Here is a 17,025-nt window from a genome sequence, read left to right on the forward strand (position 1 = left end):
CATCTTTCCGACATAAAACAGCGGTAGGGTGGCAATTTGCGCAATCGTTTCAGCCGTGCCTCCCGTCCTATGATTATTTCACGCTGTCTGGTGACCGTCCGTCGCTTGCTGAGCGTGGCCGCTTTGGGGGCTTTGCTGACGTGGCCGTCGGTGGGCCGGGTGGCCACCACGGTAATGTTCGATATGCCCGCGCAGCCCCTGTCTCAGGCGCTCGCGGCGTTCAGCGAACAAACGGGGATCTCTATTTTGGTAACCAGCGATCTGATCCATAATAAAATCGCCGCGCCGGTGCATGGCCGGTTGACGCCATCGACCGCGCTGCGGGCGTTGCTTGAACCCACCGATCTGGAAGTACGCCGGGTTGACGCATCCGCGTGGACACTGCTGCCACGCGAACCGCAACACACCGACACCGTCACGCCACCGGCCAACACCGTGACCCGGGCCTATGCCGGGGCGGTGCAACGTCATATCGCCCGGCTGCTGTGTCGCGGCCATGCCGATCAGCTCGGGCGAACCCGCCTGGCGTTGCAGTTGTGGGTGCGCGGCGACGGTCTTATCGAACGCGTTCACGTCCTCGACTCAGAGCACGCGCCGCGTTGGAGCAGCGCCGTTCACGAGACGCTGGAGGGCAGCCGAATCGCCGCTCCGCCCGCCAACCAACCCACGCCCCTTACGGTGCTGCTGGTCCGTGACGGCGCGTCGCCCTGCGAACGGACTGGGGAGCACTAAGATGCCCGATACGTTCCACCAGCCGCTACGCGATCTGCTGGTGCTCCGCTACGACGAGTTTCGCCAACGCCTGCGCAGCCGGCTCGGTTCCCGGCAACTGGCGGAGGACGCGCTTCAGGAGACCTGGCTGCGTGTTGACGCCATGCGCGACAGTACCGCCGTTCGTCATCCGGCGGCATACTTGTTCCGTGTCGCTCTCAACGTGGCCGAAGAGCAGCGCCGCAAACAGGCGCGGGTGATGACGCTGGATGAAGTGGAAGATCTTTATCTGATGGCTGATGAGCGCGCCGACCCGGCCCGCGAGGCGCTCGGCGAACAGGAGATCGCCATGCTGCGGCGGGCTCTGTCGGAGTTACCGCGGCGCCGCCGCGCCATCGTCACCGCCGCGCGACTGAACGACGTCCCGCATAAAGAGATCGCCGCGCGTCACGGCGTCTCCCTGCGCACCGTCGAAAAGGAACTGAAAGCCGGTCTTGAGCACTGTTGCAAACGCTTGGACCGGGAGTACATTCAACGCTTCGGGCCGAAAATAAAAAGGCCGCCGTCATGAACAATCAACACGCCGCTAACAATCCCGACAACGATCGGATCAGGCGGGAAGCCCGCGAGTGGGTTGTCCGGCTCGCTTCGGGCCAGGCCACATCCGCCGACGGCGACGCCTTTCGGCGGTGGTGCGCACGCAGCCCGGCGCATGCGGAAGCCTTCGCGGAGTGCCGCCAGGTGTGGCGGGGGATGCAACAGGCCGCGGAACCGACGGCATCGCCGGTGGCGTCCTTGGGTGGCGCCCGGGAGCGACGCTTCAGCCGGCGCGCCCTGCTCGGCGGTGCCGTGGCCGCTTCCGTGGGTTGGGTGGCACTGCGTTCACCGCTGGACCTCTGGCCCGACGCCAGCGCGCTGTCGTCGGACCTGTGGACCGCCACCGGCGAACAGCGCGAAGTGGTTCTGCCACAGGCCGCCACCGTCCTCTTGAACACCCAGACCCGTGTCGACCTGCAACGCCGGAACGACACCGTTACCGGCCTTGTTCTGCGTTCCGGGGAGACCGAAATCACCACCGTGGCCAATACCCGGGACTTCATGGTAAGCGCCGGCCAAGGGCGGATCGCGGCGGGGCGCGCGCGTTTCAATGTGCGCTACACCGACGAACGGGTACGCGTGACCTGCCTGGAAGGCGAGGTCGATGTCGCCCATGGCGCCCAGCGATCACGACTGGGGCCGGCTCAACAGGTGGTGTATAACGATATCCGACTGACCGATGTGCAAGATGTTGATACGCGGCGGGTCAGCGCCTGGCGACAGCGCGTGCTGGTATTCGACGGCATGCCGTTGAACCAGGTGGTCGACGAGGTGAACCGGTATCGGCCGGGCCGGATCGTGCTGCTGGATGATCGCCTTGGACGCACGCCGGTGCAGGCGTATCTGTCACTGGACCGGCTCGACGATTTCGCCACGCTGGTGCGGGAAGTGCACGGTGCCAACGTTCGCTCGCTACCCGGCGGCGTCTTGATCATCAGCTGAGCCGGTGGCGCGATAGTTACGTAGATAGAGCAGGAACTCCCGCATCAACCGATCCCATAACTCCACTTGAGTGCGCAGGTGGCCCGCACCGACGCCGCCCGCCACGACCACATCCATCTCAAGAACCAAAAAGTCAACCTGGTGAGTGAGCCGGCTGAACCGCTTATCGCGGTTCCAATCGGATACCATGTTTTCAGGTAACGTCCCCTGGATACGCAACGCACAGCTCAGCGTAAAATCGAGCATTTCCGGGCCTTCGCCAACCGGGTTGCCCGGCCTGACCGCGAAACCGATGCCCTGGCTGGCGCTGAGCAGTTGTTTGCCGCCGTTCTGCTCACTTTCGTTGGTGCGGTAACCGGCGCCTTGTAATACTTCCGCCAGGTATTGCAGACTCACCGCTTCGATCATGTCGCTCTTTTGTTCACTCATTGTTGCGCGCCTCCTCGGATTGATCCGTCTGCTCGCCGTCGTCGGACGACGTCTCCGTTACTTGCACCTGATTGTTGTAAAGGCGATCGCCGAACGCCTGCGCCTGGTTTTCAAACTCCACCCGCGCCGAGGCCGCCAGCGGCTGCCGCATACGGAACAAGCTTCCCGAGCCCAGATTCTGATAGGCGTCGAGAATTTCCCGGCCGGCCGAAAACAATGCTTCATTGCGTTCCACGCAGGTCCGCAGTGCCGCGGCCCGCTCCCGCGCCTGCTTCTCCCAGGTCATTCGTTGCGCCTCCTTCTCTCTCGCCAACGCCAGCAGCTCGTCATAGGCGTCCCGCACTTGCTGGGCGCGCTCCTGACTGGCGGCGATTCGTGACTGGCTTGCCCGGCGTTCGGCAGTGAGCTTGCCTTCGCGGTCATCAAGGCGCGCCTGAAGCGCCTCCACTTGCGCCAGGGCGTCATCCCGCTGCGACTCGGCCTTGGCGCGCGCCGCCTCCAGGCGTGCCTGCCGGGACTGAAGATCACGCAGCTGCTGGGTGGTGTTACGCAGCTCAGCCCGCAGCCTCTGTTCAAGGCTCTCCGGTGCCTGCGCCCATGCGGCCGGGACGGAGACCAGGCCGAACATCAGCGCCAGCGCCAGCAACCAGCGCGCGCCCGCTCTATCCTTGTCATTCCGATCCATGACTTGCCTGGTTAGCGTTGTTCCCATTTTCCTTCTCCTCGTGCGTCAGAAGCGGGCATTCAATTCGATCTGTAACACATCGATGGCCAGCGGCGGACCGTATACTTCATCCGTACTCAGCCAGCGTCCCTGGGCGAAAACCCCATCGGTGAAGGCGTAGGCGCCCCCCAGGTAGTAGCCCTTGGCGTTGGTGCCACCGAGGTGAAAGGCGGAATCGTTAAAGGCGTCCGGCAATGCGTCCGGCTTAATGTGCTTGTAGCCGGCGAATACCTTCCAGTCGCCGACGCGCTCGAGATCCAGGGAGGGGCCAAAGGCAGCGTGTACCATCCAGGCATCGCGGCCGCTTTTTAGCTCGCCGTTCTGGTCGAAGTTGTTGATCACTTGACCTTCCGCGTTGCGGAACATCTCTTCCTCGCTGTAGCCATTGTTATAGACATAGTTGCCCGCGAGGCGCAGCTTGTAGCCGCCGATAAAAGGGGTGTCCCAGCGCAGATTGAGGTCGAACAATTCGAACTCAGAGGCCAGGCCGACCAGTTGCGGCATGGCGGTACCGGCTTCGTCAGCCGGGTTGAGAGCGATGTCACGCAGTAGGAAAAGGGTGTTACCTTTTTGCATGAAGGCCGGCGCCGAGTCATCCGTGTCGCAGGTGTTGTCGCCGTAATAGAGCACGCACTCCGAGGATCGCTCACCACGAAGGTTGTGGAAGTCGTAGTAGGACAGCGCCACCAGGAAGCGGTTATCCTCATTAAAACGCCAGTCGGCGCCGATCTGCGTACCCAGCAGCCACTTGTCATCGCTGCCTTTCTTATCAAAATCCCGCGACGGGAAATCGTCCGATGTGTAGGAAAGAGGGAACGCACCCAGGGTGCCGAAGAAAGCGCCGTTTTCGCTGAATGTGACGTCGCCCCAGCTCGCGGACACGCCATCGAAATTCAGATCGCCGTCGTACAACAGATCCGACGAGACAAACGGGTTCTCCGCGCGACCGGCGGTGATATTCCATACCCCCGGCGCCCAGGTGATGCGCGCCCGATCCAGCCAGATATCTTTCTTACTTAGGCCGCCGCCCAGGGTCTGGTTGGTGGATACCGGGCTGTCGCTACTGCCGGTGGCGATGCGCAGGCCCGCGCTCCAGGTGTCGGTCAGCGCCGCTTGCAAACCGAAACGGGCACGCACACGCAGCCGGTTCTCCCGAGACTCTCGCGTGTTCAGTAGCGGTGGCTGTGTCAGGCCCCGCAAGTCATAGTTCTCATCATTGAACTCGTTGAAGTCGAAAATTTCGACGCTGTTGTCTCCGGAGTAAAAGCGGGATTCATTCCGCACGCGCACATCACCGAAGAGCGTGATCCGTGAGGCCCAGTCAGGCAAGGTATTGGGCGCCGCCCAGTTTTCCTCTTTGGCCTGGGCCATCACCTCGTCCTTGACCTCGGCGCGGATTTCATCGCGCACCGTCTCCGGGATATAGGGCACCCGCACGTCGCCTTCGCGTATTTCCGGTTCGGCCCGCTGTTCCGCCGCCACCGCCTCCCGGCGCGCCTGCTCCATCAGGGCCTGTGCCTGCTGCGCCGTGATCACGCCCTGCTCGACCAGAAGGCGAATCAGATGGACGGTGGTGTTGGGGGTAGTGTCCGCTTGCGATGGCGTGGCGGTTTGCGCCACGGCCGGGCCGGCCAGCACCGCCGCGAGGGCCAGCGCCAGGACCCAACGATGAGATTGCCTGTTCATGCTATGTCGCTCCTGAAACGTTCATCTTGTGAGGTTGCCCTGGTCATCCCGGCCGCCGCCCCTGCAGCGACATACGCACCGGCAGGTTGAGAGACTCCGGGGGCGGTTGATCCAAAGGTTGAATGTCGCGCAAGGCGGCGATTACTTTTTCGTCCACGTCTTCATCGCCGCTCGATTCGAGCAGCTGTACCCGAGTCACCTGTCCATAACGGTCAAGCCACAGATTGACCTCGACCCGGTAACTCAGATTGCGGATGCTCCGGTTCTCGCGAAGCGCCTTCTGAAACGCGTAAGAGAGGTACTGGCCATAGGTGGCGTTCCCCACGCCGGCACCAGAACCGCCCATTCCACCGCCGCCGCCGGCGGCAATGTTGAAGGCGTCGGTTCCGGCCTGCGCCTCGCCATCGATCTGCATGGCGTCGGAGAGATCCTCCGCCGGCGACGGCGGCTCATCCGGGGTCGGCTCTTCCACCGGCGTAGGCTCTGGTTCCGGCTCCGGTTCCACCGCTTCTTCGGGCTCCGGCTCCGGTTCGGGTTCCGGTGTCTCCTCGGGCGGCGGCGGTGGCGGCAGCGGAATGATCATCTCCTGCTTCGCGACCTGGCGACGCACTCCGGCGGTGTCGTTGGCCCACAGCCAGACCAACCAGCTCAGCACGGCCAGCCCGAGCAGCGCGGCGGCGACCCATGCGAACCGTGGTATCGGGGTTGACCGTCGCCGGCCAGACGGGCCAGGGCGCGGCCCGTGCCCACCGGTTTTTCTACGGCGCTTCCATCTCGGTGATTCGGTTGGCATCTCGGCTAGGGTCCGTGCAGTCAGTTCTTGGGCTTGCCGGTAACCAGCCCGACCTGGGCCAGTTCAAGGCGACGCAGAATATCCAGCACCTCCACCACCTTCTGGTACTGCACCGCGGCGTCGCCGCGCAGGACCACGGGGAAGTCCGGATTGGTGGCTTTCTCGGTGCGCAACCGGTCTTCCAGTTCCTGCAGGGTGACCGGGTAAGCATCGAGAAAGACCTGCCCATCGTTGTTCACCGAAACCGCCTTGGTCTTGGGTTCCGATAAAGAGACGGAAGCGCTCGCCTTGGGCAAATCGACCTGGATGCCCGCCACCTGCGCGGTGGCGGTAAGAATGAACATCACCAGCACCACCATCAGCACGTCGACCAAAGGGGTGATGTTGATGCCGTCCACCGGGCCGTCCATTTCATCGTCGTCCATCGAGGCTCTTACGGAAGCCATGGCGCTCTCCTTAAGCGATTACGTCGCGGGAAGTGGTTCGATGCTTATCGCCGCTGGCGTCGAGCACCGGCGCCGTGCCGCCGCGCTGCTCGGCCAGGCGGGTGACGAATTCATCGAGGAAGACGCGCATATCGGAACTGATATCGCGGTTGCGTCCGTTCAGCCGGTTGTAGGCGAACAGCGCGGGAATGGCGACGAACAGGCCGGCGGCGGTGGCGAGCAAAGCGGCCGCCATACCCGGCGCCACCGCGTTGATATTGACGTTGCCGGCCATGGCGGTGCCCAGGAACACAACCATGATACCCATTACGGTGCCCAGCAGACCGATGTACGGACCGCCGGCGATGGCGTTCGACAGCACACCCAGCCGATGTCCCAGCGTGCGGTTCTCCTGGGTCCGCACCGCGTCCATGGACGCGCGGATCGCCTCCAGGGTTTCCGACGAAATACGGTCGGTGTCCGCGCCTTGTTCACGCCGGACTCGCAGTTCGTGCACCGCCACCTGGTAGAGCCGCCACAGCGATGAATAGTGCAGCCGTTCACCCAGCGAGCGATCGTCGGCGAGTTGTTCCAGGCGGGTGCCGACACCGGAGAAGGCCTCACGGAATTCGCTGTTGGCTTCGTCCACCCGACGCGTATGGCGGAACTTCTGGAACATCACCACCCAGGTCTGGACCATCATCACCATCAAGACGGCGATGATCACCCAGGCGTCGATGGGCACCGCGCTGAGCAGGAAACCGAGCGCGCCAAAGCCGAACCCGGATTGCTCTTCGTCGACACCAAACTCCAGCAAGCGGGATTCACCGCCTTGGGATTGCACGCTGGCCTTCAGAAACGCCGCGGACCTGGCGACCCGGGAGAGACGCACTTCATCCATGGCGCCGCTAAAGCCGGCGGCAACCGGCGTGGCGCTTGCGTCATTCGCGGCCGCCTCCTCATCCGCCGGTGTGGTGGCCGCTTCCTCTTCATCCGTGCCGGCCACGGCCGCCACGCCGTAGCCCGGCACATCGCCGCCAAGGGCGGCCGGCGTATTGAACGCCGGCAACGCACCATCGAGGGAGGATATCGGCTGTCCATTCAAATAGAGGGTGATCTGGCGTCCGTCGGCAGTCACCGCTAAGTGCTGCCATTGGTCCGCGGTCAACGGCTGTGCCTGGCCACTGCGCTGCCCGTTTACCTCCACGAAAGGCAGCCCGTTTTCCAGGCCGATCAGCAGCGAATTACCGGCGTCCCGGCGGGCGTAGAGGAGCTGCTCGCCGGTGGACTGTGGTGTGCGTACCCAGGCGCTGAAGGTGAACTGGCCGGACTCCGGGATCGAAAGCGACGGCGACGCCGGCAGCAGCAAGGGCTCGCCGCTGAATTGCGCCGCCTGTGCGATCACACCCGATGTCGTTCCAGGCACCGCGTTTTGCGTGTCGTTGGCGTAAGCGGTGGCATCATCGACGGTGGCCCCCGGGGCACTGTCAAAATGATAGACGGCGGCGTAATCCGCATCGAAGATCTGGCTGCTGTCCAGGGCCGGCGCGTCAGGATTGCCGTAGTACATCCAGATATCCTGGCGCGCGCCGCCCTGCATCTCGGGCACGTCCACCCAGATATAGGCGACGCCCAGCAGAGAATCGAAACTCTCAATGCGATGGTTGAAGACGGTTTCGTCGTCCGCCGCCACGAAGCGCAGATCCGTGCCGTTCGCTTTCACACCGTCGAAACTGAAGTTGCCGGTATGCAGACGCACCAGCAAGGGAATGCGCCCCACCTGATCGGTGATGGCCGCACCCTGTTGTGTGGTGTCCAGGGATATCTGCTTGCGGTAGCTCCAATCTTCTTGCCACCAGGCATGGGCCAGGGTCGGCAAGAGCGTCCCCAGGCAGGATAAAAGAAAGACGAGTAAGCGTTGTCGCATGGTCAGGCACTCCGAAGAACTGGCTGTGTTAGGTGTTATTCAAAATCCGGCGGTCACACTAAAGTGGACTCTGGGGTCGTATCGCTCGGTATCGGCGCCGTCGGTAAGCGGATAACCGAAATCCACGGAACCACTGAGGCTGTCGCCGATCTCGGCGCGTGCGCCGATACCGACGCTGGCGAGATCAAAGGTGTCATCCTGGTCCGGCAATGGGTCCTGGAGTTGCAGCTGGGCGCCTTCCGCGAAGACGTGGAAACGAAACATCGACCAGGGATTGCCGAACCACTCCGCCAGCGACGGCGTGCGCAATTCGAAACTGGCCAGATAACCGTCATCCGCGGCCTGCTCGGCGGCCAGATAGCCGCGTACCGAACCGCTGCCGCCCACCGCGAACTGCTCGTTGGAAACCAGCGGGCCGGAAGCCAGCTGGGTACCGAGCTTGGTGGCCAGAATCCATTCACTGAGCTGCCACTCGCTGCCGGCGTCCACTTTCAATACCGCAAAGTCGGGACTGGCCTGGTAGCGCTTGTAATCAAACTCCTCCCAGCCGCTGCCATTGGAGGGGAACTCATCGGCGGCGGTGATCACGCTGACGTTGAGATACCCCTGTGTTTCCTCGGTGTAGAAGTAACCGTTGTAGGCAAAGGAGAATGGCGCGTATTGCAACGGTACCTGGTCTTCGGACTGACCGAACACCAGCGCTTCCTCGAAATCCTTGAAGTCGATGCCCGCCGAAAACGAGTGCCCCCAGTTGCCGTCGAACGGCAGGCTGTACACGGCGGCCACGCCGTACGAATCGCCGCGACCCAGTACATTGGTGCCGCCCACGGTGGCGACGTCACTGTCGGAGGTATAGCCGGAAAAGCGTGCCGACCAGCGCTTGCTCAGCGGTGCTTCGTAGCTGAAGGACCAGACCTCGGCGTTGTCGGTATCCTGAGGCGCGGTAAAGAAAGTGAGCGAGGCGCTGTGGCCTTTTTGCCAGAGATTGGCGTGGCTGAGCGTGGCCACCGTGCGTAGCTTCTCGGTGTCGGCGCTATAGTCATTGTTCAACGTCAGGCTGGCGCTCCAGGGGCGCTCGTCTTCAACGGCCAGATCCACATCCATGGTGCCGGGGATACGCCCCTCCTTGACCAGCGGCATGACCTGCCGCTTACCGGTACGGTTAACCTCGGTGAGCTCCTCTTGAACCAGATCAAAATTGGGTACCGTGCCACTGGTCAGCGCGGGCACCTGATTTCGAATCTCGAGCGGGGATTGGTATTCGGCGCCAACCACCCGCACCCGACCGACTTTCACTTCCACGACCTCAAGGTAAACCACGCCGCCGCTGACCTTCTGCTCGGGCAGCTCCACATATACCGATTGATAGCCGGAGTCCTGGTACACCGCCTGCAAGGCCCGTTGCGCCTCTCGTATGTCGTCCAGCGTTTTATCCGGCCCCAGATAGGGATAAACCGCGCGCTCGATATCGCGTGCCTGCAGCACGGTATTACCACGCACGATGTACTCATTAATGGTCACCGTTGTCGTGACAGGCGTCCCGGCGGCATCCGGTTCAGCACTCTGCTGCGTCCATGCCAGCGGACTGATTAACAGAAGTCCGCTGAAGCACATCCCGGTCATGGAACGACACCGTCCAGTCTTTCGTTTCTTGTAAAGCATGGATTCAAAACTCGGCATTGATGCACCGGGTCGTGGCACCACCACCGTAGTGGTGTCCCCGTAAGCCGCTGCCACAACCAACAACTCACCGGCCCATCCGGCCAGTGATCCAGTTAACACTCTCTAGATGACTGGAACCCACCACGACCGAACCTTTGTCATTGAAAATTCATGAAACGAAGCAAAAAAAAGCCGCTGGTCCGGGGACATTACGGACAGCGGCTAACTGATTGCTGACCACCGCGGCTTTCAGCGACAGCCGAGGAGTGCTCCGGTCAACACCAGGGAAGAGTGTTCGATACCTCTCAAACCGAAACAGTGTCATTAAAAATTCATCAGGGTTGCGTGCTTACGCCTTGTACGGCGCAGTGATCCGCACCAAGGTGAGCCTTCATTTCCCGTCCCGGAACGACCCCATGACAGCCGAATCCACCCCGTGGTGCTCCATGCCGGCGTTTGCCGTGCTCACCCTGGCGTTAATCGCCGGCCCGCCCACCCGGGCGGACAACAACCAGGACGCACCCAGCTGTGTGACTGTCGAAATCGACGGCCACAAGGCGCTGCCCTACGACTGTTATCAGCGGAAGATGGCGCCGTCGTCCGTCCCGGAACGCGGCACGCCCGCGATGCACTCCGCCACCGTCGCCGAGCAGGCGCCCAACCGCCTAGGCCTGTTCAACCTGTCCACTTTGCGCAATCGGATGGGCAATACCCTCGGGCAAGGCGTACGGCCGCAACGGCCGCCCGCGCCGCCACCGCTACCCTGACCGTCCAGCCACCCGGCCATGCACAATGATGGCGCGGACGCCCCATGAAGACGCATCTCATACCTTTCCCGACTCACCTCGCCGTTCGCCGGGAAACAGAAAAACCTATTTTTAAACAATAGCTTAGCCCCGCGCTCCCCACGCTGGCACCCGCCTTGCACTGATCGGCATACCCACTGGTATACAACGAGGTATGCGATCGTGCTTGGCTGGACCATCGATCAATGGCGCGCCGCCTACCGGAAAAAGAACGTCACTCCGGTATCGGCCATGAAAGCTCTTTCCGCTCAGCTGCAGGACAGCGAGCGGGCCCTCTGGATCCACCTGCTGGACGAGTCCAGCCTGCTGGCCCAGGCGGAGCGCCTGAGTGATCCCAGCCTGCCGCTGTACGGCGTGCCGTTCGCGGTCAAGGACAACATCGACGTGGGCAGCCTGCCCACCACCGCCGCCTGCCCCGCCTACACCTACACCGCCAAGGAAACCGCGCCGGCGGTGCAGGCGCTGCTCGACGCCGGCGCCATCCTGGTCGGCAAGACCAACCTGGATCAGCTCGCCACCGGCCTGGTGGGGGTGCGCTCGCCCTACGGCGAAGTGCCCAACCCGTTTAACCCGGACTATATCTCCGGCGGCTCCAGCGCCGGTTCGGCGGCGGTGGTCTCGCTGGGCCTGGTACCGTTCGCCCTGGGCACCGACACCGCCGGCTCCGGCCGAGTGCCGGCGGCGTTTACCAACACCGTCGGCCTCAAGCCCACCAAGGGCAGCATGAGCACGCGCGGCGTGGTGCCCGCCTGCCGCACCCTGGACTGCATCAGCGTGTTCGCGCTGAGCGTGGAGGACGCCCAGAACGTCTACGACCTGTTCCGCGGTTACGACGAACTGGACGGCTACGCCCGCCCGGCGCCGCAGCCGCTGCCCGCCGCCCTGCCGGAACGGCCGCGCCTGGGCATTCCCAAGGACACACCCTGGTTCGGCGACCAGCGCGCCGCCGCCGCCTGGCAGCGCCACCTGGAAGAGCTGGCGGAAATCGCCGAGCTGATTCCGCTGGATACCGGCGTGCTGCGCGAAACCGCCGAGCTGCTCTACCAGGGCCCCTGGGTCGCCGAACGCTACACCGTGGCCGAGCCGTTGCTGGAAAAAGACGCGCTGCTGCCGGTGATCCGCGATGTGATTCTACCCGCCAGAGACATGAGCGCCGCCGACGGCTTCCGCGCCCAGTACCGCCTGGCCGATCTGCGCCGCGAGGCCGATCAGCTGATGGCGAAGGTGGACGCCCTGGTGGTGCCCTCCACGCCGGGCATCCATACCCGCGCGGCGGTGGCCGAGGAACCGGTCAAGCTCAACAGCCAGCTCGGCACCTGGACCAACTTCGTCAACCTGCTGGATATGTGCGCCCTGGCCCTGCCCGGCGGCTTCCGCGACGACGGCCTGCCGGTGGGCGTCACCCTGATCGGCGGCGCCTGGCAGGACGGCGCCCTGGCCGAGTTCGGCCGCCGCTGGCAGCGCCACCGCCCCTGGAAGGCCGGCGCCACCGACAACGCCCTGCCCGTCCCGGCGGAGCCGGAAGCCGGCAGCGACGACGGCATGGTCACCGTGGCGGTGGTGGGCGCTCACCTCACCGGCATGCCGCTCAATCACCAGCTCACCGACCGCGGCGCCGTGCTGCTGGAAAGCACCCGAACCGCGCCCTGCTACCGGCTCTACGCCCTGGCCAACACCACGCCGCCCAAGCCCGGGCTGATCAAGGGCGCCGACGGCGCCGCCATCGAAATCGAACTGTGGAAGCTGCCGGTCAGCGAATTCGGAAGCTTCGTGGCGCTGATCCCGGCACCGCTGGGCATCGGCACGCTGGAAACCGAGGACGGCCGTCAGGTGAAAGGCTTCATCTGCGAAGGCTGGGCCATCGACGACGCCACCGACATAACCGCCCTTGGGGGGTGGAGGCACTACATAAGAGGTTTGAGCAATGCATAAAAAAGGGCTGAGCAAAGTTCTGATCGCCAACCGGGGGGAGATCGCGGTACGCATCTGCCGCACGCTCAAGGAAATGGGCATCGCCTCGGTGGCGGTGTACTCCGACGCGGACCGCAACAGCCAGCACGTCGGCGCCGCCGACGAAGCGGTGGCGCTGGGCGGCCAGACCGCCGCCGAGAGTTACCTGCGCAGCGAGCTGATTCTGCAGGCCGCCAAGGACACCGGCGCCCAGGGCATCATCCCCGGCTACGGCTTTCTGTCCGAGAACGCGGACTTCGCCGAAGCCTGCGCGGAAGCCGGCATCCGGTTTATCGGCCCGACCCCGGACCAGCTGCGCCGCTTCGGCCTCAAGCACGAAGCGCGCGCCCTGGCGGAAGCCGCCGGCGTGCCGCTGGCGCCGGGCACCGGCCTGCTGCAAAGCCTGGACGAAGCGAAAAGCGCCGCCGCCGAAATCGGCTATCCCATCATGCTGAAGAGCACCGCCGGCGGCGGCGGCATTGGCCTGAGCCGCTGCAACAACGAACAGCAACTGGTGGACGCCTTTGAATCGGTGAAGCGCATGGGGGAAAACTTTTTCTCCGACAGCGGCGTCTTCATCGAACGCTTCGTGGCCCGCGCCCGCCATGTGGAAGTGCAGATCTTCGGCGACGGTAACGGCAAGGTGCTGGCCCTGGGCGAGCGCGAGTGCTCCCTGCAGCGCCGCAACCAGAAAGTGGTGGAAGAAACCCCGGCCCCCAACCTGCCCCAGGCCACCCGGGAACAACTGCACGCCAGCGCCGTGCGCCTGGGCGAGTCGGTGAATTATCAGTCCGCCGGCACCGTGGAATACATCTACGACGACGAGCGCGACGAATTCTATTTCCTGGAAGTGAATACCCGCCTGCAGGTGGAGCACGGCGTCACCGAGGCGGTGTTCGGCGTCGACCTGGTGGCGTGGATGGTGATGCTGGCCGGCGGCGAAACCCCGCCCCTGGACGCCAACTACCAGAGCCGTGGCCACGCCATGGAAGTGCGCATCTACGCGGAAGACGCGCTCAAGGACTTCCAACCCAGCCCGGGTGAGCTCACGGAAGTCTCATTCCCTGAGGACATCCGCCTGGACGGCTGGGTGGACACCGGTACCCAGGTCAGCCCGCACTACGACCCGATGCTCGCCAAGGTGATCGTGCACGGCGACGACCGCCCGGCGGCGCTGAAGAAGATGCAGGACGCGCTGGCCGCCACGCGCCTGTCCGGCATCGCCACCAACCTGGATTATCTGCGCCGCATTCTGATCGACCCCAAGGTGGTGGAAGGCAAGGTCTCCACCCGCTACCTGGAAAGCTTTCAATACACCCCCACTGCCTTCGAGGTGGTGGAACCGGGCACCTACACCACCGTACAGGACTACCCCGGCCGCGCCGGCTATTGGGACATCGGCGTGCCGCCGTCCGGGCCCATGGACGACTACGCGTTCCGGCTCGGCAACCGCATCGTCGGCAACCACGCCAGCGCCGCCGGCCTGGAAACCACTCTTGTTGGTCCCACCCTGCGGTTTCATAGCAACACCGTGGTGGCGCTCACCGGCGCTGTCTGCGACGCGGCCCTCGACGGCGAGCCGGTGTCGATGTGGCAGCCGGTGGCGGTGAAAGCCGGCCAGACACTCGCCACCGGCAAGGCGTCCAGCGGCTGCCGCACCTACATCGCGGTGCGCAACGGCATCGACGTGCCCGACTACCTGGGCAGTAAATCCACTTTTGTGCTCGGACAATTCGGCGGCCACGGCGGCCGCACCCTGCGCAAGGGCGACGTGCTGTCGATCTGCCAGCCACAGCTGGCCGGCTGCCCCACCCCGGCGCCGGACCATGAACCCGCGCCGGCACCGGAATCGATGATTCCGGACTATCCGCAGCAATGGGACATTAAAGTGCTGTACGGCCCCCATGGGGCGCCGGACTTCTTCACCGAGGACGCCATCGAACAGTTCTTCCAGGCCGACTGGCAGGGGCACTACAACTCCAACCGCCTGGGCATCCGCCTGGTGGGCCCCAAACCGAGCTGGGCACGCACCGACGGCGGCGAAGCCGGGCTGCACCCGTCCAACCTGCACGACAACGAATACGCCATCGGCTCGATCAACTTCACCGGCGACTTCCCGGTGATCCTTACCAAGGACGGCCCCAGCCTGGGCGGCTTCGTCTGCCCGGTGACCATCGCCAAGGCGGAGCTGTGGAAAGTCGGCCAGCTTAAGCCCGGCGACAGCATCCGCTTCACGCCGGTGGCGTTCGCCGAGGCGCTGGCACTGGAACAGGCCCAGGACGCCGCCGTGGAAAAACTGGCGCCAGTACCGGTGGTATCACCGGATCTGCACGATGCGACCGATCCTGCCTTTACCTCCGCCACCATGGTCGCCGAGCTGGACGCGAACGGCCATGTGCCGCGCATCACGTACCGCCAGGCCGGCGACAAATACATTCTCATTGAGTACGGCGACAACGTGCTCGACCTGGCCCTGCGGCTTCGCGTGCACGCGCTGATGGAAAACCTCAAGGCCGAGCCGGTGCCCGGCATTCTGGAACTGTCCCCCGGTGTGCGCAGCCTGCAGGTGCACTACGACTCCCGGCTGATCGGCCAGGCCAATCTAGTGACCGCCCTGCTCGAACGCGAGAAAGCCATCGGCTCCGTGGACGACATGGCAGTGCGCTCGCGAGTGCTGCACCTGCCGCTGGCGTTCGAGGACAGCGCCACCCTGGACGCGGTGCAACGCTACCAGGAAACCATCCGCTCGGACGCGCCCTGGCTGCCCAACAACGTGGAATTCATCCGCCGCATCAACGGCCTGGACAGCACCGAGCAGGTCAAGGACATCGTGTTCAAGGCCAGCTACATGGTGCTGGGCCTGGGCGACGTCTACCTGGGCGCGCCCTGCGCCGTGCCGGTGGACCCGCGCCACCGGCTGATGACCTCCAAGTACAACCCGGCGCGCACCTACACCGCCGAGGGCACGGTGGGTATTGGCGGCGTTTACATGTGCATCTACGGCATGGACTCGCCGGGCGGCTATCAGTTGATCGGCCGCACCCTGCCGATCTGGAACAAGCATCTTAAAAACCGCCAGTTCCAGCCCGGCGAGCCCTGGCTGCTGCGCTTCTTCGACCAGGTGCGCTACTACCCGGTCAGCGAAGCGGAACTGGCGGGCATGCGCGACGCCTTCCGCGAAGGGCGCCTGGAAGTGGAGATCACCGAGGAGACCTTCAACCTGGCCGAGCATCGCCGCTTCCTGGAAAGCATCGAGCCGGAAATGGAAGCCTTCCGCGAGCACCAGCAGGCCGCCTACCGGGACGAAGTCACCCGCTGGCAGAACGAAGACGAACAGATCGAATCCGCCTTGATGGGCAGCAAAGCCGACATCGGCGAGGTGGACGGCCATCTGGTCAGCGCGGAAATCAGCGGCAACGTCTGGAAGCTGCTGGTGGAAGAAGGCGCCAGCGTGGAAGCCGGCCAGACCCTGGTAATCGTCGAAGCCATGAAGATGGAGTTCGAGATCACGGCCAACGTCGCCGGCACCGTCACCGGGCTGCACTGCAAACCCGGCACCGTGATCAACGCCGGCGACCCGGTGGTAGTGATCGACACGGAGAGCGCGGCATGAAGATCGGGCTCAAGGGCGGCCGCGGCGAGAACCTGGCCGAGCGCATCTACCGGCAATTGAAGAAAGACATCTTCGATTTCCGGCTGCTGCCCGGCGACCGGTTCAGCGAAAACGAGATCGCCGAGCGCATGGGCGCCTCACGCACCCCGGTCCGCGAAGCCCTGTTCCGCCTGGAGCGGGAAACCTATGTGCAGGTGCTGCAGCGCAGCGGCTGGCAGGTGAAACCGTTCGACTTCGACTATTTCGAAGAGCTCTACGACGTGCGCACCGTGCTGGAATGCGCGGCGGTGCGCCGGCTGTGCGACCTGCAGCAGCCGGAAATCCTGCTCGAGGACCTGATGCGCATCTGGCGGGTCCCGCCCGCCGAGCGGCTGCGCGATGTCAGCACCCTGTCTGGCCTGGACGAGCGTTTCCACGAAACCCTGGTGGAGGCCGCCGGCAACACCGAGATGGCGCGCATCCACCACGACCTCACCGAACGGCTGCGCATTATCCGCCGGCTGGATTTCACCAAGCCGCCGCGCGTCGACGCCACCTACGACGAACATGGCCGCATTCTCGACGCCATTGCCCATCACCGCACCGAGCAGGCGCTGATGATGCTCAAGGCGCACATCGAGACCAGCCGCAACGAAGTCAGAAAAATCACGCTGCACATGCTGCATGAAGCGCGTGCCAAGGGCCGCGAGCCCGAAGCCGCCAATAATAATTTCCAGTGAGACCTAACCATTTACGGATCGGAAAACAGAAAGGGGAACAC

The 17,025-nt window shown here is 64.1% G+C and carries 14 protein-coding genes; 7 read left to right on the forward strand and 7 right to left on the reverse strand.

Annotated features, from left to right (window positions below; all coding sequences use genetic code 11):
* The first annotated feature begins 69 nt into the window (after nt 1-69).
* From ISO4_RS02035 to ISO4_RS02045, 3 genes are read left to right on the forward strand one after another with little or no spacing between them, the layout of a single operon-like run.
* Nucleotides 70-732: an STN domain-containing protein gene (locus ISO4_RS02035; RefSeq protein WP_194854976.1), complete on the forward strand. Its 663-nt coding sequence runs from the start codon at nt 70-72 to the stop codon at nt 730-732.
* 1 nt (nt 733) lies between these two features.
* On the forward strand, nt 734-1,282 hold the full coding sequence (locus tag ISO4_RS02040; protein WP_194854977.1) for an RNA polymerase sigma factor: 549 nt from the start codon (nt 734-736) through the stop codon (nt 1,280-1,282).
* Nucleotides 1,279-2,250: a FecR family protein gene (locus ISO4_RS02045; protein ID WP_194854978.1), complete on the forward strand. Its 972-nt coding sequence runs from the start codon at nt 1,279-1,281 to the stop codon at nt 2,248-2,250. The genes ISO4_RS02040 and ISO4_RS02045 overlap by 4 nt, the downstream gene beginning before the upstream one ends.
* On the opposite strand, the gene ISO4_RS02050 is transcribed toward ISO4_RS02045, so the two are convergent.
* From ISO4_RS02050 to ISO4_RS02080, 7 genes are all read right to left on the reverse strand, one after another.
* Nucleotides 2,221-2,679, reverse strand: a complete 459-nt coding sequence (locus tag ISO4_RS02050) for a YbjN domain-containing protein (RefSeq protein WP_194854979.1) — start codon at nt 2,677-2,679, stop codon at nt 2,221-2,223. The genes ISO4_RS02045 and ISO4_RS02050 overlap by 30 nt on opposite strands.
* Complete coding sequence (locus ISO4_RS02055; RefSeq protein ID WP_194854980.1) at nt 2,672-3,364, reverse strand: DNA repair protein; 693 nt, start codon at nt 3,362-3,364, stop codon at nt 2,672-2,674. Before ISO4_RS02055 ends, ISO4_RS02050 begins: the two co-directional genes overlap by 8 nt.
* Nucleotides 3,365-3,409: 45 nt before the next feature.
* Complete coding sequence (locus ISO4_RS02060) at nt 3,410-5,089, reverse strand: putative porin (protein ID WP_194854981.1); 1,680 nt, start codon at nt 5,087-5,089, stop codon at nt 3,410-3,412.
* 43 nt (nt 5,090-5,132) lie between these two features.
* A complete protein-coding gene (locus tag ISO4_RS02065; RefSeq protein ID WP_323745319.1) occupies nt 5,133-5,744 on the reverse strand; it encodes an energy transducer TonB family protein in 612 nt (203 codons plus the stop codon).
* 158 nt (nt 5,745-5,902) lie between these two features.
* Nucleotides 5,903-6,328, reverse strand: a complete 426-nt coding sequence (locus ISO4_RS02070) for an ExbD/TolR family protein (protein WP_067609111.1) — start codon at nt 6,326-6,328, stop codon at nt 5,903-5,905.
* Nucleotides 6,329-6,338: 10 nt separating this feature from the next.
* Entirely contained in the window at nt 6,339-8,234 is a 1,896-nt protein-coding gene (locus tag ISO4_RS02075; RefSeq protein WP_194854983.1) for a DUF2341 domain-containing protein, read from the reverse strand.
* A 39-nt stretch (nt 8,235-8,273) separates the two neighbouring features.
* Nucleotides 8,274-9,857 carry a ShlB/FhaC/HecB family hemolysin secretion/activation protein gene (locus ISO4_RS02080; RefSeq protein ID WP_194855014.1) on the reverse strand — a complete coding sequence of 528 codons (1,584 nt, stop codon included), beginning with the start codon at nt 9,855-9,857 and terminating at the stop codon, nt 8,274-8,276.
* Between the two features lie 455 nt (nt 9,858-10,312).
* Here ISO4_RS02080 and ISO4_RS02085 point away from each other — a divergent pair, with 455 nt between their 5' ends.
* From ISO4_RS02085 to ISO4_RS02100, 4 genes are all read left to right on the forward strand, one after another.
* Complete coding sequence (locus ISO4_RS02085) at nt 10,313-10,663, forward strand: hypothetical protein (RefSeq protein WP_194854984.1); 351 nt, start codon at nt 10,313-10,315, stop codon at nt 10,661-10,663.
* A 201-nt stretch (nt 10,664-10,864) separates the two neighbouring features.
* On the forward strand, nt 10,865-12,634 hold the full coding sequence (atzF, locus tag ISO4_RS02090) for an allophanate hydrolase (protein ID WP_194854985.1): 1,770 nt from the start codon (nt 10,865-10,867) through the stop codon (nt 12,632-12,634).
* Complete coding sequence (gene uca, locus ISO4_RS02095) at nt 12,627-16,265, forward strand: urea carboxylase (RefSeq protein WP_194854986.1); 3,639 nt, start codon at nt 12,627-12,629, stop codon at nt 16,263-16,265. Before atzF ends, uca begins: the two co-directional genes overlap by 8 nt.
* Nucleotides 16,262-16,984, forward strand: a complete 723-nt coding sequence (locus ISO4_RS02100) for a GntR family transcriptional regulator (RefSeq protein WP_067604905.1) — start codon at nt 16,262-16,264, stop codon at nt 16,982-16,984. Before uca ends, ISO4_RS02100 begins: the two co-directional genes overlap by 4 nt.
* The last annotated feature ends 41 nt before the right edge of the window (nt 16,985-17,025 follow it).

Origin of the sequence: Alloalcanivorax venustensis ISO4 (assembly GCF_015356855.1) — a bacterium.
Taxonomy (GTDB): domain Bacteria; phylum Pseudomonadota; class Gammaproteobacteria; order Pseudomonadales; family Alcanivoracaceae; genus Alloalcanivorax; species Alloalcanivorax venustensis.